Source organism: Mesorhizobium sp. P2_F5 (assembly GCF_056403715.1).
In genome coordinates this window covers 20,013-39,783 of record NZ_JBFUEY010000013.1, presented here as the reverse complement: position 1 = coordinate 39,783, position 19,771 = coordinate 20,013, and the positions used below count along the sequence as shown (strand labels likewise).

The 19,771-nt window shown below is 63.8% G+C and carries 17 protein-coding genes; 8 read left to right on the top strand and 9 right to left on the bottom strand.

All coding sequences use genetic code 11. The annotated features are described in order from the left end of the window. Nucleotides 1-115 precede the first annotated feature (115 nt). Complete coding sequence (locus AC1DYO_RS18765) at nucleotides 116-370, top strand: DUF1344 domain-containing protein (RefSeq protein WP_477265731.1); 255 nt, start codon at nucleotides 116-118, stop codon at nucleotides 368-370. A 211-nt stretch (nucleotides 371-581) separates the two neighbouring features. On the opposite strand, the gene AC1DYO_RS18760 is transcribed toward AC1DYO_RS18765, so the two are convergent. Beyond that, nucleotides 582-1,445, bottom strand: coding sequence for a helix-turn-helix domain-containing protein (locus AC1DYO_RS18760; protein ID WP_477265729.1), 864 nt, complete (start codon nucleotides 1,443-1,445; stop codon nucleotides 582-584). Between the two features lie 105 nt (nucleotides 1,446-1,550). Here AC1DYO_RS18760 and AC1DYO_RS18755 point away from each other — a divergent pair, with 105 nt between their 5' ends. The 5 genes from AC1DYO_RS18755 (at nucleotide 1,551) to AC1DYO_RS18735 (ending at nucleotide 7,865) form a co-directional block, all read left to right on the top strand. Further along, on the top strand, nucleotides 1,551-2,819 hold the full coding sequence (locus AC1DYO_RS18755; RefSeq protein WP_477265727.1) for an ABC transporter substrate-binding protein: 1,269 nt from the start codon (nucleotides 1,551-1,553) through the stop codon (nucleotides 2,817-2,819). Between the two features lie 184 nt (nucleotides 2,820-3,003). Continuing rightward, nucleotides 3,004-3,864 carry a carbohydrate ABC transporter permease gene (locus tag AC1DYO_RS18750; RefSeq protein ID WP_477265725.1) on the top strand — a complete coding sequence of 287 codons (861 nt, stop codon included), beginning with the start codon at nucleotides 3,004-3,006 and terminating at the stop codon, nucleotides 3,862-3,864. 13 nt (nucleotides 3,865-3,877) lie between these two features. Continuing rightward, nucleotides 3,878-4,714 carry a carbohydrate ABC transporter permease gene (locus AC1DYO_RS18745; protein ID WP_477265723.1) on the top strand — a complete coding sequence of 279 codons (837 nt, stop codon included), beginning with the start codon at nucleotides 3,878-3,880 and terminating at the stop codon, nucleotides 4,712-4,714. 12 nt (nucleotides 4,715-4,726) lie between these two features. Then, entirely contained in the window at nucleotides 4,727-5,806 is a 1,080-nt protein-coding gene (locus tag AC1DYO_RS18740) for an ABC transporter ATP-binding protein (protein WP_477265721.1), read from the top strand. Between the two features lie 28 nt (nucleotides 5,807-5,834). Then, nucleotides 5,835-7,865, top strand: coding sequence for an aldo/keto reductase (locus tag AC1DYO_RS18735; RefSeq protein ID WP_477265719.1), 2,031 nt, complete (start codon nucleotides 5,835-5,837; stop codon nucleotides 7,863-7,865). Nucleotides 7,866-8,018: 153 nt separating this feature from the next. On the opposite strand, the gene AC1DYO_RS18730 is transcribed toward AC1DYO_RS18735, so the two are convergent. Then, complete coding sequence (locus AC1DYO_RS18730) at nucleotides 8,019-8,447, bottom strand: Lrp/AsnC family transcriptional regulator (RefSeq protein WP_477265904.1); 429 nt, start codon at nucleotides 8,445-8,447, stop codon at nucleotides 8,019-8,021. 148 nt (nucleotides 8,448-8,595) lie between these two features. Here AC1DYO_RS18730 and AC1DYO_RS18725 point away from each other — a divergent pair, with 148 nt between their 5' ends. Further along, nucleotides 8,596-9,699, top strand: coding sequence for a saccharopine dehydrogenase family protein (locus AC1DYO_RS18725; protein ID WP_477265717.1), 1,104 nt, complete (start codon nucleotides 8,596-8,598; stop codon nucleotides 9,697-9,699). A 144-nt stretch (nucleotides 9,700-9,843) separates the two neighbouring features. On the opposite strand, the gene AC1DYO_RS18720 is transcribed toward AC1DYO_RS18725, so the two are convergent. From AC1DYO_RS18720 to AC1DYO_RS18700, 5 genes are all read right to left on the bottom strand, one after another. Next, on the bottom strand, nucleotides 9,844-10,773 hold the full coding sequence (locus AC1DYO_RS18720) for a glycosyltransferase (protein WP_477265715.1): 930 nt from the start codon (nucleotides 10,771-10,773) through the stop codon (nucleotides 9,844-9,846). Between the two features lie 235 nt (nucleotides 10,774-11,008). Continuing rightward, nucleotides 11,009-12,397, bottom strand: a complete 1,389-nt coding sequence (gene lpdA / locus AC1DYO_RS18715; protein WP_477265713.1) for a dihydrolipoyl dehydrogenase — start codon at nucleotides 12,395-12,397, stop codon at nucleotides 11,009-11,011. A 235-nt stretch (nucleotides 12,398-12,632) separates the two neighbouring features. Continuing rightward, entirely contained in the window at nucleotides 12,633-13,949 is a 1,317-nt protein-coding gene (locus tag AC1DYO_RS18710) for a dihydrolipoamide acetyltransferase family protein (protein ID WP_477265711.1), read from the bottom strand. A gap of 1 nt (nucleotide 13,950) precedes the next feature. Further along, nucleotides 13,951-14,964: an alpha-ketoacid dehydrogenase subunit beta gene (locus tag AC1DYO_RS18705; RefSeq protein WP_181060554.1), complete on the bottom strand. Its 1,014-nt coding sequence runs from the start codon at nucleotides 14,962-14,964 to the stop codon at nucleotides 13,951-13,953. Between the two features lie 3 nt (nucleotides 14,965-14,967). Further along, the gene (locus AC1DYO_RS18700) at nucleotides 14,968-16,200 is read right to left on the bottom strand and encodes a thiamine pyrophosphate-dependent enzyme (protein ID WP_477265709.1); all 1,233 of its coding nucleotides are present in this window, start codon (nucleotides 16,198-16,200) and stop codon (nucleotides 14,968-14,970) included. Between the two features lie 466 nt (nucleotides 16,201-16,666). Between AC1DYO_RS18700 and holA the strand changes: the two genes are divergently transcribed. Beyond that, nucleotides 16,667-17,710: a DNA polymerase III subunit delta gene (gene holA / locus AC1DYO_RS18695; protein WP_477265707.1), complete on the top strand. Its 1,044-nt coding sequence runs from the start codon at nucleotides 16,667-16,669 to the stop codon at nucleotides 17,708-17,710. 268 nt (nucleotides 17,711-17,978) lie between these two features. Here the strand turns inward: holA and AC1DYO_RS18690 are convergent, their stop codons facing one another. Both AC1DYO_RS18690 and AC1DYO_RS18685 read right to left on the bottom strand, forming a co-directional pair. Further along, nucleotides 17,979-18,866 carry a ParB/RepB/Spo0J family partition protein gene (locus tag AC1DYO_RS18690; protein WP_477265705.1) on the bottom strand — a complete coding sequence of 296 codons (888 nt, stop codon included), beginning with the start codon at nucleotides 18,864-18,866 and terminating at the stop codon, nucleotides 17,979-17,981. A 65-nt stretch (nucleotides 18,867-18,931) separates the two neighbouring features. After that, nucleotides 18,932-19,729 carry a ParA family protein gene (locus AC1DYO_RS18685; protein WP_477265703.1) on the bottom strand — a complete coding sequence of 266 codons (798 nt, stop codon included), beginning with the start codon at nucleotides 19,727-19,729 and terminating at the stop codon, nucleotides 18,932-18,934. Between the last annotated feature and the right edge of the window lie 42 nt (nucleotides 19,730-19,771).

The following is a 19,771-nucleotide window of genomic DNA, read 5'->3' as shown; positions in this document are numbered from 1 at the left end:
TAACGTCGTTCCGGTCCTCCGAGGCCAGAGGGACGATCCGAGAGAGAGCTCCGGATCCCACCGAAGCAGCCCTGGGCAACAGCCCTCGGCAGAGCAAAACGAAAGGAGCCTGAAAATGAAAAAATCAGTCATCACTGCTGCAACGATATTGGCCATCGCATCCGCCACCGGTGCCTACGCGAAGGCGACCACCGGCTCGATCGCCAGCATCGACAAGAAAGGTGATTCGGTCACCTTGGCCGACGGCAAGACATTCTCCTTGCCGGAAGGAATAGAAGCGGAAACGCTTAAGGTCGGCGAGAAGGTGACCGTCACCTACACGACGAAAGCCGGCAAGTTCGCGGCTTCGAGCGTCCGACCGGCCAAGTAAACCGGCATCCACCGCAGGGCCGGTGCACCACCGGCCCTACCGGCAAGCCGCCCATCGCGGTTGCTACAACAATCCAGTGATCAGCCGGTCAATCCTGGTGTTTTGCCGGTAGGCAAGGCGGACCAGAAGACCCGAGACCAGCGCTGTCGCCGCGCCGCCGAGGGCGTCGCTCACAGCCGCGCCGCCGACAAGGGCCGGGCAAGGGTTACGGCTACCGGACGGCGCTGCGCCGGAAATCCGAGGGCGACATCCCCGCCAGCTTGCGGAACGATTTGTTGAAGGCGCTGAGCGAACCGAAGCCTGAATCCATGGCGACGCGCAACACGTTGGCGTCTTCATGCATCAGAAGCGCCTGCGCGTAGCTCAACCGCAACAGGTTCATATATTCGTTGAGCGTCATGCCGGTCGACTTCTTGAAGGTGCTCATGGCGTATTTCGGATGGATGTCGGCGGCCGCGGCGATGTCGACGCAGTCTATCTCGTAGAGGAAATTCTCGGCGATGAAGTCGCACATGCGCCCGACATTGCGCAGCGATTGCTGGTCGAACGGGCCGCCGGTTTCCTGACTGGCGGTTTCCGGCACCAGCCGGTAGGGCTCGAACCGCACCCGCTCCAGCCGCAGCAACAGCTCATTCACCGCGTGCTCGGTTATCGCCGGATCGCCGGAGCGGAAATAGCGGTTCCAACGCTCGAAATTGTGATGGTCCGCCGGGTCGGTGGCCGATGTCACCAGCGTGGCGCCCGTCATCAGCCGGTGGCGGATGTCCGTCGGCAGATGCAGGCGGAAGAAATGCACCAGCGGCAGATGCGCGCCGGCATAGATGGCGTCGTCGGAGAGATCGTCCATCTGGTGCGGCAGGCCGCCCCAGAACAGGCACATCTCGCCCGCAGACAGCGAAATCTCATGCTCGTTCATGCGGTAGTGCACGCTGCCGCGGACGATGAAATTGACCTCGACCTGGGCATGCCAGTGCGGCTTCAGCATCACCAGCGGATGGTTGTGAAACATCTGCAAGGCCATCGGCAGGCCTTCTACGCTGCTGGCGCCAGGCTGGTAAAACGGCCGTTCAGGCATCTTACTTTCCGCCCATCTTTTATTCCCATTGTCGGGGACAAGCCTTCCGCGCCGCCTAGTCTAGCCATGCTCGCGAAGAGAGAGCAAATGAAATGGGAGGATTCAATGCGCACGACACTCACCTGTGCCGCGCTGGCGCTTGCCTTGGGCTCCGGCCCGGCCTTGGCGCAGTCTGGCGAAATCACGATCTGGAGCTGGAACATCGCCGCTTCGTCGCTGAAGGCGACGGTCGCCGGCTTCAACAAGCAATATCCCGACGTCAAGGTCACCGTTCAGGACCTCGGCAACCAGCCGACCTATGACAAGTCGATCGCCGGCTGTGCTGCCGGCGGCGTCGGCCTGCCGGATATCGTCTCGGTCGAGAATGGCGAGGCCGAGAACTATTGGACCCAGTTCCCCGACTGTTTCGTCGACCTGCACACGCTGGGCTATACCGCCGACGACGCGAAAAAATTCCCCGATTTCAAGCGCACCGAGCTGGAAGTCGGCGACAAGGCCTATGCCATGCCGTGGGATTCCGGCCCGGTCGCCGCCTTCTACCGCCGCGACTTCTACGAGAAAGCCGGCGTCGATCCGGCCTCGATCAAGACCTGGGACGATTTCATCGCCGCCGGCAAGAAGATCCAGGCCGCCAATCCCGGCGTCACCATGACCAATGCCGATTTCAACGGCGACACCGAATTCTTCCGCATGATCTCCAACGAGCAGGGCTGCGGCTATTTCGCCGAGGACGGGCAGTCGATCACCGTCAACCAGCCGAAATGCGTCGATACGCTGGCCAAGATAAAGGACATGAAGGACGCCGGCATCATCTCGTCGGCCGACTGGGGCACCAAGATCACCAACAACACCGCCGGCACCGTCGCCACCCAGATCTATGGCGGCTGGTATGAGGGCACCATCCGCACCGAATCGGCCGGCGAGAACGGCAAATGGGGCGTCTATCTGATGCCGAGCCTGACCGCCGACGGCCCGCGCGCCGCCAATCTCGGCGGCTCGTCGCTCGCCATCACCTCGGCTTCGAAGAACAAGGAGGCGGCTTACGCCTATCTGAAATACACGTTGGAGACGAACGACGGCCAGATCACCATGCTGAAGGATTTCGGCCTGGTGCCGTCGCTGATCTCGGCGCTCGACGACCCTTATGTCTCGCAAGGCCTGCCCTATTGGGGCGGCCAGGCGGTGTGGAAGGACATCCTCGCCACCCTGCCCAAAGTGGTGCCAAGCCGCGGCACCCAGTTCCAGAGCGACGCCGAAATCATCATGCGCGCGGTGCAGACCAAATATCTGGGCGGCGGTTATCCCGACGCCAAGGCCGCCCTCGACGACGCCGCCAACCAGATCGCCTCGGCGACTGGATTGCCGATTAAGTAGCAAGCGCGCGTCTTACCTTCTCCCCTTGTGGGAGAAGGTGGATCGGTGCGTTAGCGCCGAGACGGATGAGGGGTGTTCCAGCGGAGTGAGACGCTGGCGTTCCCTGGAACACCCCTCATCCGGCCGCTTCGCTGCCACCTTCTCCCACAAGGGGAGAAGGCAAGAAAGAAAGGGAGGAGGAACCATGCGCTACCAGAACGCCACCGCGTATCGCTTCCTCACGCCCTATCTGCTGATCTTCGCCATCTTCTGGGTGTGGCCGATCATCTCTTCGTTCATGATCTCCTTCCAGGCGACGCGAACCGTGCCGTGGCGCTTTGCGCCGACCTTCAACTGGGGCCGCCTGATCGGCGACCCCGCTTTCTTCAACGCGCTGAAGAACACGCTGCTCATCCTCGTCATCCAGGTGCCGGTGATGATCTCGCTGGCGATCGTCATGGCCGTACTGCTGAACTCGCCGCTGCTGAAGGCGCGCGGCCTCTACCGCTTTGCCTTCTTTGCTCCGGTGGTGGTCGGCGAAGTCGCCTACTCCGCGGTGTTTCGGCTGATGTTCAATCTCGATTTCGGCATCATCAACAAGCTCTTGAACAGCGTCGGCCTGTCCAAGATCGACTGGTTTTCCAACGTCACCCCGGCCATGGCGCTGATCATGATCGCGGTAACCTGGCGCTGGGCCGGCTACAACGCCATCATCCTGCTCGCCGGCCTGCAGTCGATCCCCGAGGATGTCTATGAAGCGGCGACACTCGACCGCGTCAGCAAGGTCAAGCAATTCTTCTACATCACGCTGCCGCTGCTCAAGCCCGTCATCGTCTTTTGCGCCGTGCTGTCGATCATCGGCACCATGCAGTTGTTCACCGAGCCGTTCCTGATCACCGAGCGCGGCGGTCCCGGCGGCGGCACAGAGACGCTCGGCCTTTTGCTCTATCGCCAGGGCTTCCGCTCGCTGAATTTCGGCTATGCCTCGGCCGTCGCCTACACCATGGCGGGGCTCGCCATCGCCATCACGCTGGTGCAGCTGTGGCTGACGAGAGAGCCGAAATGAGAGGGGAGCCGAAATGAGCTCGCTGTCGCAACGCCGGCTCGGCCGCAGCGTCCTGCTGCATCTGTTCCTGACGCCGCTGGCGGTGATCTGGCTGTTTCCGCTGTGGATGATGGTGGTGTTTTCGACCATGCCTGACAACGGCATCTTCAGCCCCGGCATCGAGCTTCTGCCGCACGGCAACTTCGTCGACAATTTCAATAATCTGCAGCGCGACACCAATTTCGTCGGCGCCATCGGCATTTCGGTGGCAGTCGCGGTGACCTACACCTTCTTCTCGGTGCTGCTGACCTCGATGGCCGGCTGGGCGCTCGCCCGCTACCAGTTCGTCGGCAAGGGCGCGGTGGTGGCGATCATCCTCGGCACCATCACGCTTCCCTATGCGGTGGTGCTGATCCCGCAATTCATCATGGTGGCGCGCGACTTCCAGCTCGCCAACACCTGGGTGGCGCTGATCGTGCCGCCTTTGTTCAATTCGCTCGGCGTTCTGTTCATGCGCCAGGCCTTCTCGATGATGCCGCACGATCTGTTCGACGCCGCACGTGTCGAGGGCGTCAAGGAATGGCGCATCTTCCTGTTCGTCGCTTTGCCGCTGGCGCGGCCGATGCTGGCGGCACTCGCCATCATCCTGTTCCTTGCGTCCTGGAACAATTATCTCTGGCCGCTTTTGATCAACAGCCAGCCCGGCGCGATGACCGCACCGGTGGCGCTCGGCACGCTGATCGGCCTGACCAAGGTCTCCTGGGGCGGCATCATGGCCGGCGCCGTCATGCTGACCGTGCCGATGCTGGTCGTCTTCGTGCTGCTGCAGCGTCATTTCATCGCCGGCATCGCCGCCGGCGCCGTCAAGTAGGAACAGAGCGACATGGCGGCAGTCACCCTCACCAATGTCATCAAGCGCTTCGGCAGCTACGAAATCATCCATGGCGCCAACATCGATATCGCCGATGGCGAGTTCGTCGTCTTCGTCGGCCCTTCCGGCTGCGGCAAGTCGACATTGCTGCGAATGATTGCCGGGCTGGAGGATATCAGCGGCGGCGAGATCGCCATTGGCGGCAAGGTGATGAACGATGTCGAGCCGGCCGAGCGCGGCATCGCCATGGTGTTCCAGTCCTACGCGCTCTACCCGCACATGACGGTGGGGCAGAATCTGAGCTTTGGTCTCAGAATGACCGGCAATCCGAAGGAGGACACCGAGCGGCGGGTGAAACGTGCCTCCGAAATCCTGCGCATCAGCGAGCTGATGGCGCGGCGTCCGAAGCAATTGTCGGGCGGCCAGCGCCAGCGCGTCGCCATCGGCCGCGCCATCGTGCGCGAACCGCAAGTGTTCCTGTTCGACGAGCCGCTGAGCAATCTCGACGCCGAACTCAGGGTCCAAATGCGGGTCGAGATCTCGCGCCTGCACAAGGAACTCGGCACGACGATGATCTATGTTACTCACGACCAGACCGAAGCGATGACGCTGGCCGACAGGATCGTCGTGCTGCGCGGCGGCCATGTCGAACAGATCGGCCGGCCACTCGACCTCTACGACAATCCCGACAACCAGTTCGTCGCCGGCTTTGTCGGCTCGCCGAAGATGAATTTCATCAAAGGCCGCGTCGTCGGGCGCAACACGAGGAGCGTCACCGTTGAACTGGTGGGCGAGGAAAAGACCCGCATCATGCAGCCGCTGGCCGGCGCCGTGCCGGAAACCGGAGCCAAGGTCATTGTCGGCGTGCGGCCCGAACATTTCGGCAATGGCGGTGAAGGCGACGCCGACCTCACCGTCGGCATCGACGTGGTCGAGCATCTCGGCGGCACCAGTTTCATCTATGCCAGGACCGCCCATGGCGAGGACCTGGTGATCCAGCGCGACGCGGCGAAGGTTCCCGACACCTCGGAAATCACCGTGTCCATCCGCAAATCCTATCTGTTCGACGAAAACGGTCAGCGGCTGCGCTGACCCTTCCAGCCTCCCAAGGAGAATGACCATGACTTCAACCGCGCCCATCCGCTGGGGAATCCTCGGGCCGGGCAGCATCGCCAAAGCCTTTGCCGGCGGCGTGGCAGGCTCGCGCACCGGCACGCTGGCAGCGCTCGGCGCCCGCAATCCCGGCAAAGAAGGCTTGGCCCAGACATTTCCTGGCGCTCGTATCCTCGACGGCTATCAGGCACTGCTCGACGACCCCGAGATCGACGCCGTCTACATCGCCATCCCCCATCCCGGCCATGCCGAATGGGCGATCAAGGCGGCGGAAGCCGGCAAGCACGTTCTGTGCGAAAAACCGCTGGCGCTGACCGCTTTCGAGGCCGACGCCATGATCCACGCCGCGCGCAAGGCCGGCACCTTCCTCGGCGAAGCCTTCATGTACCGGCTGCATCCGCAGACGCTGAAGCTGGTCGATCTGATCAAGTCCGGCGTCATCGGCGACGTTAGGATGATCAAATCGAGCTTCGGCTTTGCCATGCCGGGCTTCATGCCGGAGCACCGGCTCTATGCCAACGATCTCGCCGGCGGTGGCATCCTCGATGTCGGCGGCTACCCCGTGTCGATGGCGCGGCTGATCGCGGGGGCAGCTGTCGGAAAGCCCTTCGCCGACCCCGACAAGGTCGTCGGTACCGCCCATCTCGGTGAGTCCGGCGTCGACGAATGGGCCTCGGCTTTGCTGCACTTCCCCGGTGGCATCGTCGCCAACGTGTCCTGCAGCATCTCGCTCAACCAGGAGAATGTGCTCTCCATCCTCGGCACCAAGGGTCGCATCGAGGTGCCCGATTTCTGGTTTGCCGGCGGCGACCGCGATGTCGGCCTCGGCAAGATCGACGTGATCCACGCCGACGGCAGGCGCGAGACCATCAGCGTCAACGAGGCCCGCCATCTCTATTCCTTCGAGGTCGACGCCGCCGGCGAGGCGATCTTGGCCGGGCGACAGGAGTTTGCCTGGCCGGGGATGGACTGGGCCGACAGCCTCGGCTCGCTGCGTGTGCTCGACCGATGGCGCGCTGCCGTCGGGCTCGAATACGAGATCGAAAAGCCGGCTAAGCGCATCAACACCATTGTCGGCCGGCCGCTGCGCACCGACGGCACCGCCATCGGCAAGCGCAAGATTCCAGGCCTGTCGAAACCGGTCTCCGTTGTGGCGCTCGGCTTTGAGGATTTCCGCACCTTCTCGTCGGGCTCGATCCTGCTCGACGCGTTTTTCGAGGCCGGCGGCAATCTCTTCGACACCGGCTATGTCTACGGCGCCGGCTACACCGAGACGCTGCTCGGCCAATGGCTGAAAAATCGCGGCGTGCGCGAGCAGTCGGTGATCATCGCCAAGGGCGCGCACTCGCCGCTCTGCTACCCCGATGTCATCGGCAAGCAGCTCGCCCAGTCGCTGGACCGGCTGCAGACCGACCATGTCGACATCTACTTCATGCACCGCGACAATCCCGACGTGCCGGTCGGCGAGTTCGTCGACGCGATGGACGCGGAGGCCAAGGCCGGGCGCATTCGCGGCCTGTTCGGCGGCTCCAACTGGACGATGGCGCGCATGGACGAGGCGATCGCCTATGCCGAAAAGAACGGCAAGCAGAAGCCCGGCGCGCTCTCCAACAATTTCTCGCTGGCTGAGATGCTGGAGCCGATCTGGGCCGGCTGCATCACCTCGTCCACCGACGAGTGGAAAGCCTGGCTGACGAAAAGGCAGATGCCCAACTTCGCCTGGTCGAGCCAAGGCCGCGGTTTCTTCACCGACCGCGCCGGCCGCGACAAGCAGGACAATGAGGAGCTGGTTCGGGTCTGGTACTCCGAGAAAAATTTTGGGCGCCGCGACCGCGCCATCGAACTGGCCGGGCGACTGGGTAAAAGCCCGATCCACGTCGCGCTCGCCTACGTGCTGGCGCAGCCCTTCCCCTCGGTCCCGCTCATCGGCCCGCGCACGCTGGACGAGCTGGAGGACAGTTTGAAAGCGCTGGATATCAAGCTGTCGCCGGAGGATGTGGCGTGGTTGGATAGTGGGCCGGAAAGGCGGAGGGCTTAGCTAATCTCCCCCCTTGAGGGGGAGATGGCCGGCAGGCCAGAGGGGGTCGCATCGCGTGAAACGCGACCTCTCCTTTTCTCAAAGATAAGGTCGAGGCAGCTGAGGCGACCCCCTCTGTCGCCTTCGGCGACATCTCCCCCTCAAGGGGGGAGATTACCGATCGATCCGTGTCGACAAAATTATCGACGACGACGTCCGCTCGACCCCGTCCATCGCTCCGATCTCGTCCAGCAGCGCATCCAGATCCCTTATCGACGGCGCGTCGACGATGACGATCATGTCGAAATTGCCGCTCACCGAATGCAACGTCCTGACCGGCGGCAGCGCCTGCAATGCGCGCACCACCTTGTCGGCGAGCTTGGGCGTGACGGTAAGCAGCACATGCGCCCGGACCAGCCCCTGCTCATAGTCCGGCGCCAGCCGCACGCCATAGCCGGTGATGATGCCGCGCTGTTCCAGCCGCTCGATCCGGCTTTGCACGGTTGTGCGCGACACGCCGAGCTGGCGCGCCAGTTCGGCGGTCGATGCGCGTGCATTGGCGCGCAGCAGGGAAAGCAGTCTTTGTTCGGCATCGCTGAGCATTTCGACGAACCTTATCGGCATATCGTTCAGTCAAAGGGTTCGTTTCGAACAATTCCACGCTTCCTTTCGCCAGGCAAGTTGCGATTCTTGGGACAATGTCGCCCGCCCGCATCGGTCGGGACAAAAAGCTTTCACGAGGGACAAGGTCATGAAGAAAATCATCGTCGTCGGCGCCGGCAAGATCGGCTCGACCATTGCAGGCATGCTCGCCGACACCGGCGACTACCATGTCACCGTCGTCGACCGCGCGGCGGCGCAGCTTGCCGCGGCTGAACTCCCCGCCGGCGTCGAGACGCTGGAGCTCGACATCACCGCGCCGGGCGCACTCGAGGCAGCTCTTGCCGGCGCCTTCGCCGTGCTGAGCGCCGCCCCCTTCCATTTGACCACCCGTATCGCCGAAGCGGCCGCCGCCACCAGCGTCCACTATCTCGATCTGACCGAGGACGTCGTCTCGACCCGCCGCGTCAAGGAACTGGCGCGCTCGGGCAAGAGCGCCTTCATTCCGCAATGCGGCCTGGCGCCGGGCTTCATCTCGATCGTCGCCAACGATCTCGCCAGCCGCTTCGACACGCTGGAAAGCGTGCGCATGCGCGTCGGCGCGCTGCCGCAATACCCGTCCAACGCGCTGAACTACAATCTGACCTGGAGCACCGACGGCGTCATCAACGAATATTGCGAGCCCTGCGAAGCGATCGTCGAGGGCGAGCTGATCGAAGTGCCGCCGCTGGAAGAGCGCGAGGAGTTTTCGCTCGACGGCGTCACCTATGAGGCCTTCAACACTTCGGGCGGGCTCGGCACGTTGGCCGAAACGCTGAAGGGCAAGGTGCGCACGCTGAACTACCGCACCATCCGCTATCCCGGCCACGCCGCTATCATGAAGGCGCTGCTCAACGATCTTGGCCTGCGCCACCGCCGCGACGTGCTGAAGGACATCTTCGAGAGCGCCCTGCCGTCGACGTTGCAGGACGTGGTCATCGTCTTCGTCACCGTCGCGGGCCGCCGCAACGGCCGCCTGCTGCAGGAAACCTACGCCAACAAGATCTATTCGCAGCGCGTCGGCAACCAGGTCCGCAGCGCCATCCAGATCACCACCGCGTCCGGCATCTGCGCCGTGCTCGACATGCTGGCAGACGGCACCTTGCCGGCAACCGGCTTCGTCAAGCAGGAAGACGTCGCGCTGGATGCATTCCTGGCCAACCGCTTCGGGCGCGCCTACGCCCAGCACGAGATGGTAAGCCGGCTCGCGAGCTGAGCTGAATAATCTCCCCCCTTGAGGGGGAGATGTCGCCGAAGGCGACAGAGGGGGTCGCCGCGCGTGAAGCGCCAACCTCCATCTATCGCAAGAAGGTCGCGTCCAGTCGAACCGACCCCTTCTGGCCTGCCGGCCATCTCCCCCTCAAGGGGGGAGATCACGCACTCCAAGGGCGGCGCCTTCCAGTGCCTTCGGCCTTGCCCCCCTTACTTCCGCAGCAGCATCGGTCGTCCGAGCAGAAAGCGGATGAAATTTGTCCGCGGTTCGCGGCGCCATGCTGGCCTGCGCCCCCTGTCGTCGCGCGCTTTCCCTTCGCACTGGCACCTTGGTTTCGGCACCCGGCCGGCCGACTGTGAAAGACGGCTCCGCGACCGGCTTTCCCTTCAACACATTGGCGGCGTTGTTGTCATGGATGACGATGCACCATTGCGCGCCCTTCGATGCCGCCACGACGGTGTTGTGGATCGTCGCCATCTTCGCGTGGTGCGCACTGTAGATGCCGCTCATCGACAGCGATCTCTTTTCGACCAGCGTGCCGAAAGCCGAGGTCACGTAGTCGTGGTCCGTATACCAATTGGTCGCCACGTGAAAATTGTGGCCATGCGGAAAGGCGATGTACAGAGGTTGCGCATCCACCGCACCTTTGGCGATCTCCGTGCGCGCGTAGTGGTCGGCCCGCTCCATGAAGGTCGGCGCCAGCGCGTCGTCGCTGTCGAGCCGCGTGAGCGAAACATATTCGGCATCGGTATCGGCCTGGACGAACGCATTGAAGCGATCATTGTGATCCTCGCCAGCCTCGACAAGGATTGGCCTGACGTCGACACCGGCCACGCAATTGCACACCGTCCTGACGTAATTCTCGTGGGTATCGGCATCGAACGCGACCAGGACGGTGAAATCCTTGAGCGATTGGCCTTCAAGGGATGGCGCACAATATGTGTCGAACAACGCAAGCCGCTCGACCAGCCACACCGGATCGAGATTGGCGCGGCCCTTCCCATCCCACTGGCTCGGCTTGAAGCGAGCCGCGATGTTGTAGCGTATGGCGATGTATTTCTTCAGTCCGGTGCCCATCGACAGACACTTAGTACATTCTGCTGATCTGCGACAACCGATGGGTCGGCGCCGGCTGGCGAGCTGAAGCTGCGTATCTCCCCCCTTGAGGGGGAGATGGCCGGCAGGCCAGAGGGGGTCGGTTCGACTGGACGCGACCTTCCCTGCGACAGAAGAAGGTTGGCGCTCTACGCGAGGCGACCCCCTCTGTCGCCTTCGGCGACATCTCCCCCTCAAGGGGGGAGATCACGCTCCCCTAGATATGCAGCGCGTGGCCCAGCGCCTTCAGCGCTGCTTCCTGGAACCCTTCGCCCTGCGTCGGATGCGCGTGGATAGTGCCAGCGATGTCCTCCAGCCGCGCGCCCATTTCGAGCGCCAGCCCGAACGACGCCACCAGTTCCGACACGCCTTGCCCGACCGCCTGGATGCCCAGCACCAGATGATTGTCCGCACGCGCCACGACGCGGACAAAGCCGTCCTCGCCGAGCTTGGTCATCGCCCGGCCGTTGGCGGCGAAGGGGAACTGACCGATCTTGATTTCGCCCAGCGCCTTGGCCTCTTCCGGCGTCAGGCCGGCGGTGACCAGCTCCGGATCGGTGAAGCAGACGGCCGGGATCGAGCGCTTGTCCCAGCTGCGCTTGTGGCCGGCGACGATCTCGGCCACCATTTCGCCTTGTGCCATCGCCCGGTGCGCCAGCATCGGCTCGCCGGTGACGTCGCCGATGGCGTAGATGCCGCGCATCGAGGTGCGGCACTGGTCGTCGATCTTGATGAACTTGCCGGCCATATCGAGGTCGATCTGGTCCAGGCCCCAGCCTTCGGTCACCGGCTTGCGGCCGACCGTGACCAGGATCTTGTCGGCGGCGATTTTGGCGCTCTTGCCGTCCGAGGTCTCGACCAGCAATGCGTCGCCCTTGGCGCCTTTGGCCTTGGCGCCAGTCATGACTTCCACGCCGAGCTGGACGAGCCGTTTCACCACCGGCCGGGTCAGTTCCGCGTCATACTGCGCCAGCACGCGCGGCAGCGCCTCGACCACGGTTACCGCAGCACCCATTTTGGCAAAGGCCATGCCGAGCTCAAGGCCGATATAGCCGCCGCCGACAACCGCCAGCTTTTTCGGCACTTCGCTGAGAGCGAGAGCTTCGGTCGACGAAATCACCGGCCCGCCGAACGGCAGGAATGGCAATTCGACCGACGCCGATCCGGTGGCGATCACCACGGTCTCGGCGCGGATGATCTGCGTACCGGTCTCGGTCTCGACCGCCACGGTCTTGCCGTCGCGAAACGTTGCCCAGCCATGAACGGTCTTGACCTTGGCCTTCTTGAGCAGTCCGGCGACGCCGCTGGTCAGCCGGCTAACAATGCCGTCCTTCCAGGCGACCGTCTTGCCGAGATCGAGCACCGGTGCCGTCACCGAAATGCCGAGCGGGCTGCCGCCGCCGGCCATCTGCGACACCGCCTCGAACTCTTCCGCCGCATGGATCATCGCCTTGGATGGGATGCAGCCGACATTGAGACAGGTGCCGCCCGGTTTGCCGGCTTCGACGATCACCGTATCGACACCGAGCTGGCCAGCGCGAATGGCGCAGACATAACCGCCAGGCCCGGCGCCGATGACGAGCAGCTTGCAGGAGATTTCTTTCATGGCGTGACCCTTCGATGCGAGGGAATGTTCCGTCGCGATCCTTCGCGCCCCCCTCTGTCCTGCCGGACATCTCCCCCACGAGGGGGGAGATTAGCAGTTTCGTCGCTTCGCCCGCTCCTCAACCAATGAAGGTTGGCGAAACCCGGCGTGACGTCCAATCTCACCCCTTGTGGGGGAGATGCCTGGTAAGGCAGAGGGGGGCGCTGTCCCGCCGTCATCTCGGTCGCTCCGCCCCTCAATCCACAAAAATCAGCGCCGGCGTTTCCAGCAGCGCCTTGATGCGCTGGATGAACACCGCCGCGTCCCAGCCGTCGACGACGCGGTGGTCGAAGCTGGACGACAGGTTCATCATCTTGCGCGGGATGAACTGGGTGCCGTCCCAGACCGGCCGCACCATCATCTTGTTGACGCCGACGATCGCCACCTCCGGATGATTGATGACCGGCGTCGTCGCCACGCCGCCCATGGCGCCGAGCGAGGTGATGGTGATGGTCGAGCCCGACAGCTCGTCCCGGCTCGCCGTGCCCGACTTCGCCGCCTCGGCCAGGCGGTTGAGCTCAGCCGCGCAGTCCCAGAGGTCGCGCGCCTCGGCATGCTTGACCACCGGCACCACCAGCCCCGACGGCGTCTGCGCGGCAATGCCAATATGAACGCCGCCATGCTGGTGGATAATGCCGGCCTCGTCGTCGAACAGCGCGTTGATGTTGGGCTGGTCGGCAATCGCCTTGACCATCGCCCGCATCAGGAACGGCAGCAGCGTCAGCTTCGGCCTTTCGACGCCCTTGCGCTTCTCCTTGTTGAGCGCGGCGCGCAGCTCCTCAAGCGCGGTGACGTCGATCTCCTCGACATAGGTGATATGCGGGATGCGCGATTTGGCCAGCGACATCTTTTCGGCGATCTTGCGCCTGAGACCAATGACCTTGATGTCCTCGATGCTGTCATTGCGGGCGAGACCCGACGCTTTCGCCACCTGCGGCCCACGCGCCAGAAAAGCTTCCAAATCTTCATGGCTGATACGGCCGGCCGGGCCGGTCCCCGAGACCTGGCGCAGATCGATGCCGGCCTCTTTTGCCCGCAGACGGATAGCGGGCGATGCCAGCGGCTTTTCCCCCTCCGGACGCGGCGCGCCGAAATTGCTTTTCGCCGTGGCAACTGGCGCTGGCGCAGCTTTGGCCGGCGGCTCTGCCGGCTTGGGCTTTGCTGCCGGGGGCGCCTCGGATTTGGTTTCAGCCGACTTGGCCTCGGCTGGCTTCGCCGGCGCCTCGGCCTTCGCCATCTCCCCGGCGGCATCCGGCTTGACGTTGCCCTCGCCAGCAACCTTCAGCCGCACGATCGGCGAGCCGATTGCCACCGTGTCGCCGATCTCCGCACCCAGCCACAGTATCTCGCCATCGACCGGCGACGGAATTTCCACCGTCGCCTTGTCGGTCATCACCGCAGCCAGCACCGAGTCCTCGCGCACGAGATCGCCAACCTTGACGTGCCATTCCACAAGCTCGGCCTCGGCGACACCTTCGCCGACATCGGGCAGCTTGATGATGTGTTCGCCCATCTTAAGCTCCCATGGTTTCGATAAGCGCGCGGCCGACCCGCGCGGGTCCGGGGAAGTATTCCCATTCCTGCGCGTGCGGGTAGGGCGTGTCCCAGCCGGTGACGCGCGCCACCGGCGCTTCGAGGTGGTAGAAACAATTTTCCTGCACCAGTGCCGAAAGCTCGGCGCCGAAGCCCGAGGTCAGCGTCGCCTCGTGCACGACGACGCAGCGCCCGGTCTTCTTCACCGAAGCGACAATGGTATCGAGGTCGAGCGGCAGCAGCGTTCTGAGATCGATGATCTCGGCATCGATGCCGGTCTCCTCGACCGCGGCCTGCGCGACATAGACCATGGTGCCGTAGGCAAGCACGGTGACCGCGGACCCCGCCCTGCGGATCGCCGCCTTGCCGAGCGGCACCGTGTAGTGACCGTCGGCGACTTCGCCCAGTTCATGCTTCGACCATGGCGTCACCGGCCGATCGTGATGGCCGTCGAACGGGCCGTTATAGAGCCGCTTCGGCTCCAAAAAAATCACCGGATCGGGGTCCTCGATCGCCGCTATCAAAAGGCCCTTGGCGTCATGCGGATTGGACGGCACCACCGTCTTCAAGCCCGACACATGGGTAAACAAGGCTTCCGGGCTCTGGCTGTGCGTCTGGCCACCAAAAATGCCGCCGCCGGTCGGCATACGCACCACGATCGGGCAGGTGAAATCGCCGTTCGAGCGGTAGCGCAGCCTTGCGGCTTCCTGGGTCAGCTGGTCGTAGGCCGGGTACATGTAGTCGGCAAACTGAATTTCCACGCATGGCTTCAGCCCATAGGCGGCCATGCCGATGGCCGAGCCGACAATGCCGGATTCATTGATCGGCGCATCGAAGCAGCGGCTCTTGCCGTATTTGGCCTGCAGGCCATGGGTGACGCGGAATACGCCGCCGAAGAAGCCGACATCCTCGCCATAGACGATGACGCGTTCGTCGCGCGCCATCGACACATCCATGGCGTCGCGGATCGCCTCGATCATGGTCCGTCTCGGCATGGTTCAGACTCCCGCCTGCTGGCGCTGGCGCCGCAGATGCGGCGGCATCTCGGCGAACACGCCTTCGAACATTTCGCGCGTCGACGGCTTGCCGCCGGCATGCAGCGTGCCGTTGCTCTCGGCCTCCTTCTGCGCCGCGATCACCGTTTCCAAAATTTCGGCTTCGGTCTGGGCATGGCGCTCGTCCGACCAGACACCGCGCTGGATCAGATGGTTCTTCAGCCGCATGACCGGATCGCCGAGCGGCCAGGCATCGGACTCCGTCTTCGGACGATAGGCCGACGGATCGTCCGAGCTCGAATGCGCGCCGGCGCGGTAGGTGACATATTCGATCAGCGTCGGCCCGAGATTTGTTCGCGCCCGCTCCGCCGCCCATTTGGCCACCGTATGCACGGCGAGATAGTCATTGCCGTCGACGCGCAGCGCCGGAATGCCGAAGCCAAGCCCGCGCGCGGCAAAGGTGCCCGAGCCGCCGCGGGCGATGCCCTGAAACGTCGAGATCGCCCACTGGTTGTTGACGACATTGAGGATGACCGGCGCCTTGTAGGTCGAGGCGAACACCAGTGCGGAATGGAAATCGGATTCGGCGGTCGAGCCGTCGCCGATCCACGCCGCCGCGATTTTCGAATCGTTGGAAATCGCCGAGGCCATCGCCCAGCCGACCGCCTGGATGTATTGCGTCGCCAGATTGCCGGAGATCGAGAAGAAACCGTGCTCCTTCGACGAATACATGATCGGCAATTGCCGCCCCTTCAGCGGATCGGCCTCGTTGGAATAGATCTGGTTCATCATCGTGACCATCGGATAGCCGTCGGCGATGAGCAGGCCGGCTTGCCGGTAGGTCGGGAAGTTCATGTCGCCCGGCGCGAGTGCCTTGCGAAAGGCGCAGCTCACCGCCTCTTCGCCGAGATGCTGCATGTAGAACGAGGTCTTGCCCTGGCGCTGCGCCATCTGCATGCGCGCATCGAAACTGCGCAGCGTCATCATGTGGCGCAGGCCTTCGAGCAGCTCCTCGTCGGAAAGCAGTCCAGCCCATGGCCCGACCGCCTCGCCATCGCGGTTCAGCACGCGAATGATCGAAAACGCCATGTCGCGGATGGTGCGTGGATCGACATCGATCTCGGGGCGCGGCACCGAGCCGGCGTGGGGGATCGGCACATTGGAGAAGTCGGGCGTTCCGCCCGGCCGCACCTCCGGCTCCGGCACATGAAACCGCAACATCCCAGCATCGGTCATGACCATGGTCCTCCCATTTGCCTGGCGCCGATATTTGCACATCCGCGCGCCCGGCACAGCGCCAATTCATCAGGCCCCGAGCCCGACCCGGCGTCTCGGCCGGCAAGCGCCCGCAAGATGCAGATATGTCGGCGAAATTTCTTGTCGATGTTTCGCTGCGGGGCGCAATTTGGCGCAAGATTGCGAGGCGATTGCCGCCAGATACGATAATCGCGGTGAGCCGCCTAGCCGAAGCTGCCAATCTCCCCCCGTGTGGGGGAGATGCCCGGCAGGGCAGAGGGGGGCGTGAAGGAATACCGACCTTGGTCACCTGCTAGCCGGGCATATGCCAGAGGGCGCAATCGCAATCGATTGAGAAGCTGGAGGGACAGCGCCCCCCTCTGTCCTGCCGGACATCTCCCCCACGAGGGGGGAGATCGCGCTCTTCCCGTTCACTCGCGCCTCTCCCCATGCTAACCACCCACCCATGGCACAGAAAAAAGGATACGAGGTCGATTCGTGGCTGGCGAAGCCGGACTCGCGCATCTCGATCGTCCTGCTTTACGGCCCCGACCGTGGCCTCGTCGCCGAGCGCGCAAAGGCCTTTGCCGAAAAGACCGGCCTGCCGCTCGACGACCCATTCTCCGTGGTCCGGCTCGATGGCGCGGAGGTCGACCGCGACCAGGGCCGGCTGCTGGATGAAGCCCGCACCGTGCCCATGTTTTCCGACCGGCGACTTCTATGGGTGCGCAACGCCAGCGGCCAGAAGCCACTGGCGGACGACGTCAAGGCGCTCACGGCCGAACCCGCGCGCGACGCCATCATCCTGATCGAGGCCGGCGACCTGAAAAAGGGCGTAGGCTTGCGCGCCATCGTCGAGGCCGCCGACACCGCCATGGCGCTGCCCTGCTATGCCGACGAGGCCCGCGACATCGACACCGTCATCGACGACGAACTGCGCAAGGCCGGCATGTCGATGGCGCTCGATGCCCGCCAGGCACTGCGCCGCAATCTCGGCGGCGACCGGCTGGCCTCCCGCGGCGAGATCGAAAAGCTGGTGCTTTACGCCCACGGCCAGAAGGACATCGGCCTCGACGACGTCAGGGCAATGTCGGGTGATGTCTCCGGCGCCTCCTTCGACGATGCCGTCGACGCCGTGCTCGAAGGCAAAGTCAGTGACTTCGACACCGCTTTCACCCGCCATTGCCTGTCCGGCGGCCAACCCTTCCTGGTGCTGTCCTCTGCGATGCGGCAGCTGCAGCAGCTTCAGCTCATGCGCGGCCAGATGGACTCCGCCGGCCGCAACGCCGCCTCGGCCGTCGCCGGCGCCCGGCCACCGGTTTTTTTCACGCGCCGCAAGCTGGTGGAGAAAGCGCTGGAGCGCTGGAACGTCGAGGCGCTCAGCCGCGCGCTGAACCGGCTGCAAACGGCGGTGCTGCAGACGCGGCGACGGCCGGATCTGTCGGAAGCGCTGGCGCGCCAGGCGCTGCTTGGCATTGCGGTGGAAAGTGCGAGACTGGGCCAGAGGTAATCTCCCCCCTTGAGGGGGAGATGTCGCCGAAGGCGACAGAGGGGGTCGCCGCGCGTGAAGCGCCGGCGCCTTTCGCGACGACAAACGACGTCGGCGCTTGTCCGGACGACCCCTTCTGGCCTGCCGGCCATCTCCCCCTCAAGGGGGGAGATTGGCAGCTCTGCCGCCTTCGCCAATCGCCAGTAAAAAGAAAGGGCCGGCAACCGCCAGCCCTTCATCTTAAGCCAGAACTTCATTTGCCGGCTAAATACCGTGGCGCCTCAACCGTCTACCGCTCGTCCTTCAACCGCCGGCACAACTCATCCAACTGCTCAAGGCTGCGGTAATTGACGCGGATGGCGCCGCCCTTGCCCTTGTGCTCGATGGTCACGATCATGCCGATCGTGTCGGTCATCAGCTTTTCAAGCGCCAGCGTGTCGGCATCCTTGTCCGACCCATTTTGCGCCGGCTTTGCCTTGGGCGGCGTGCCGCCAGCCGGCATCTGCGCCAGCGCTTCAGCCTGGCGCACCGAAAGTCCCTCTTCGACGATCTGCTTGGCGAGCCCGGCCGGATCCTGCGCCGTCACCAACGTGCGGGCATGGCCGGCCGACAACGCACCGTCGACCAGCATGTCGCGGATAACGTCGGGCAGCTTCAGCAGCCGCAGCGTGTTGGCGACATGGCTGCGGCTCTTGCCGATGACATTGCCGAGATCGGCCTGGGTGTAGCCATGATCGTCGATCAATTGCTGGTAACCCAGCGCCTCCTCGACCGGATTGAGATCGGTGCGCTGGACGTTCTCGATGATCGCCAGTTCGAGCGCCGTGCGGTCGTTGACGTCGCGCACGATGATCGGGATTTCTGTCAGCCCGGCCCGCTGTGCGGCGCGCCAGCGCCGCTCGCCGGCGATGATCTCGTAGCGGCCGGCCTGGGTCGGCGATGGCCGCGCCACCACCGGCTGCACCACGCCATGTTCGCGAATCGACTGGGCGAGGTCGGTCAGGTCGGCGTCGCCAAAATGCCGGCGCGGGTTTTTCGGGTTCGGGCTCAGGAACTCGATCGGCACCTTGCCGTCGGCATTCAGGCCCGGCTTTTCGGCCGCTGCCGGACGATCGATCTCGCCGATCAGCGCTGCCAGCCCACGGCCCAGTCTTTTTCTCGAAAGGTCTTCGCTCATCTCAATTCCAGATTTTTCATAATCGTTTCGGTATCGAATCGGCTTGAGTTATAAGCCAAACCTAATCAAGCAGCGCGCAATTTACGCTCGCGGCGGATCACTTCGGACGCCAGTTGAAGGTAAGCCTGGCTGCCCGAGCATTTCAGGTCGTAAAGGATCGCCGGCTTGCCGTAGGACGGCGCCTCGGACACTCGCACATTACGCGGGATAATGGTCTCGTAGACCTTGTCTCCCATATGCGCCCGCACATCCTGCACAACCTGGTTGGCGAGGTTGTTGCGGCCGTCATACATGGTCAGCACGATGCCCTGGATGATCAGGTCCGGATTGATCGTGCGGCGCACCTGCTCGACAGTTTCGAGAAGCTGGCTAAGACCTTCCAGCGCGAAGAATTCGCATTGCAGCGGCACAAGAACAGAATCGGCTGCCGCCATGGAATTCAACGTCAAAAGGTTGAGCGAGGGCGGGCAGTCGATCAGCACATAGCCGAAGGGCGCACCGCGTTCAGCAGCGGCGCGCAGCGCATTGCGCAGCTTGAGCACCCGGTCTGGTGCGGAGGCGATCTCCATCTCGATGCCGAGCAGGTCGAGCGTCGACGGCACGATCGACAGGCCGGGCACGGCCGTTGGAATGGCGGCGTCTTCCAGGCCAAGTTCGCCGGTCAGCACGTCATAGGAGGAGACGGTGCGGTCCTTGCGGTCTATGCCGAGACCCGTCGAGGCATTGCCTTGCGGGTCGAGATCGACGATCAGCACCTTTTCGCCGATGGCAGCCAGCGCCGTGGCCAGATTGATGGCCGTCGTGGTCTTGCCGACGCCGCCCTTCTGGTTGGCGACGGTGATGATGCGGGGTCCGGTTTTCATGGGTCTATGCCAAATATTCATTTGCGGGTCGCCAAAGGGTCG

Excerpts from the sequence above, each read along its gene's own strand:
- AC1DYO_RS18765 (WP_477265731.1), top strand. The coding sequence starts at position 116 with ATGAAAAAATCAGTCATCACTGCTGCAACGATATTGGCCATCGCATCC.
- AC1DYO_RS18760 (WP_477265729.1), bottom strand. The coding sequence starts at position 1,445 with ATGCCTGAACGGCCGTTTTACCAGCCTGGCGCCAGCAGCGTAGAAGGC.
- AC1DYO_RS18755 (WP_477265727.1), top strand. The coding sequence starts at position 1,551 with ATGCGCACGACACTCACCTGTGCCGCGCTGGCGCTTGCCTTGGGCTCC.
- AC1DYO_RS18750 (WP_477265725.1), top strand. The coding sequence starts at position 3,004 with ATGCGCTACCAGAACGCCACCGCGTATCGCTTCCTCACGCCCTATCTG.
- AC1DYO_RS18745 (WP_477265723.1), top strand. The coding sequence starts at position 3,878 with ATGAGCTCGCTGTCGCAACGCCGGCTCGGCCGCAGCGTCCTGCTGCAT.
- AC1DYO_RS18740 (WP_477265721.1), top strand. The coding sequence starts at position 4,727 with ATGGCGGCAGTCACCCTCACCAATGTCATCAAGCGCTTCGGCAGCTAC.
- AC1DYO_RS18735 (WP_477265719.1), top strand. The coding sequence starts at position 5,835 with ATGACTTCAACCGCGCCCATCCGCTGGGGAATCCTCGGGCCGGGCAGC.
- AC1DYO_RS18730 (WP_477265904.1), bottom strand. The coding sequence starts at position 8,447 with ATGCTCAGCGATGCCGAACAAAGACTGCTTTCCCTGCTGCGCGCCAAT.
- AC1DYO_RS18725 (WP_477265717.1), top strand. The coding sequence starts at position 8,596 with ATGAAGAAAATCATCGTCGTCGGCGCCGGCAAGATCGGCTCGACCATT.
- AC1DYO_RS18720 (WP_477265715.1), bottom strand. The coding sequence starts at position 10,773 with ATGGGCACCGGACTGAAGAAATACATCGCCATACGCTACAACATCGCG.
- lpdA (WP_477265713.1), bottom strand. The coding sequence starts at position 12,397 with ATGAAAGAAATCTCCTGCAAGCTGCTCGTCATCGGCGCCGGGCCTGGC.
- AC1DYO_RS18710 (WP_477265711.1), bottom strand. The coding sequence starts at position 13,949 with ATGGGCGAACACATCATCAAGCTGCCCGATGTCGGCGAAGGTGTCGCC.
- AC1DYO_RS18705 (WP_181060554.1), bottom strand. The coding sequence starts at position 14,964 with ATGCCGAGACGGACCATGATCGAGGCGATCCGCGACGCCATGGATGTG.
- AC1DYO_RS18700 (WP_477265709.1), bottom strand. The coding sequence starts at position 16,200 with ATGACCGATGCTGGGATGTTGCGGTTTCATGTGCCGGAGCCGGAGGTG.
- holA (WP_477265707.1), top strand. The coding sequence starts at position 16,667 with ATGGCACAGAAAAAAGGATACGAGGTCGATTCGTGGCTGGCGAAGCCG.
- AC1DYO_RS18690 (WP_477265705.1), bottom strand. The coding sequence starts at position 18,866 with ATGAGCGAAGACCTTTCGAGAAAAAGACTGGGCCGTGGGCTGGCAGCG.
- AC1DYO_RS18685 (WP_477265703.1), bottom strand. The coding sequence starts at position 19,729 with ATGAAAACCGGACCCCGCATCATCACCGTCGCCAACCAGAAGGGCGGC.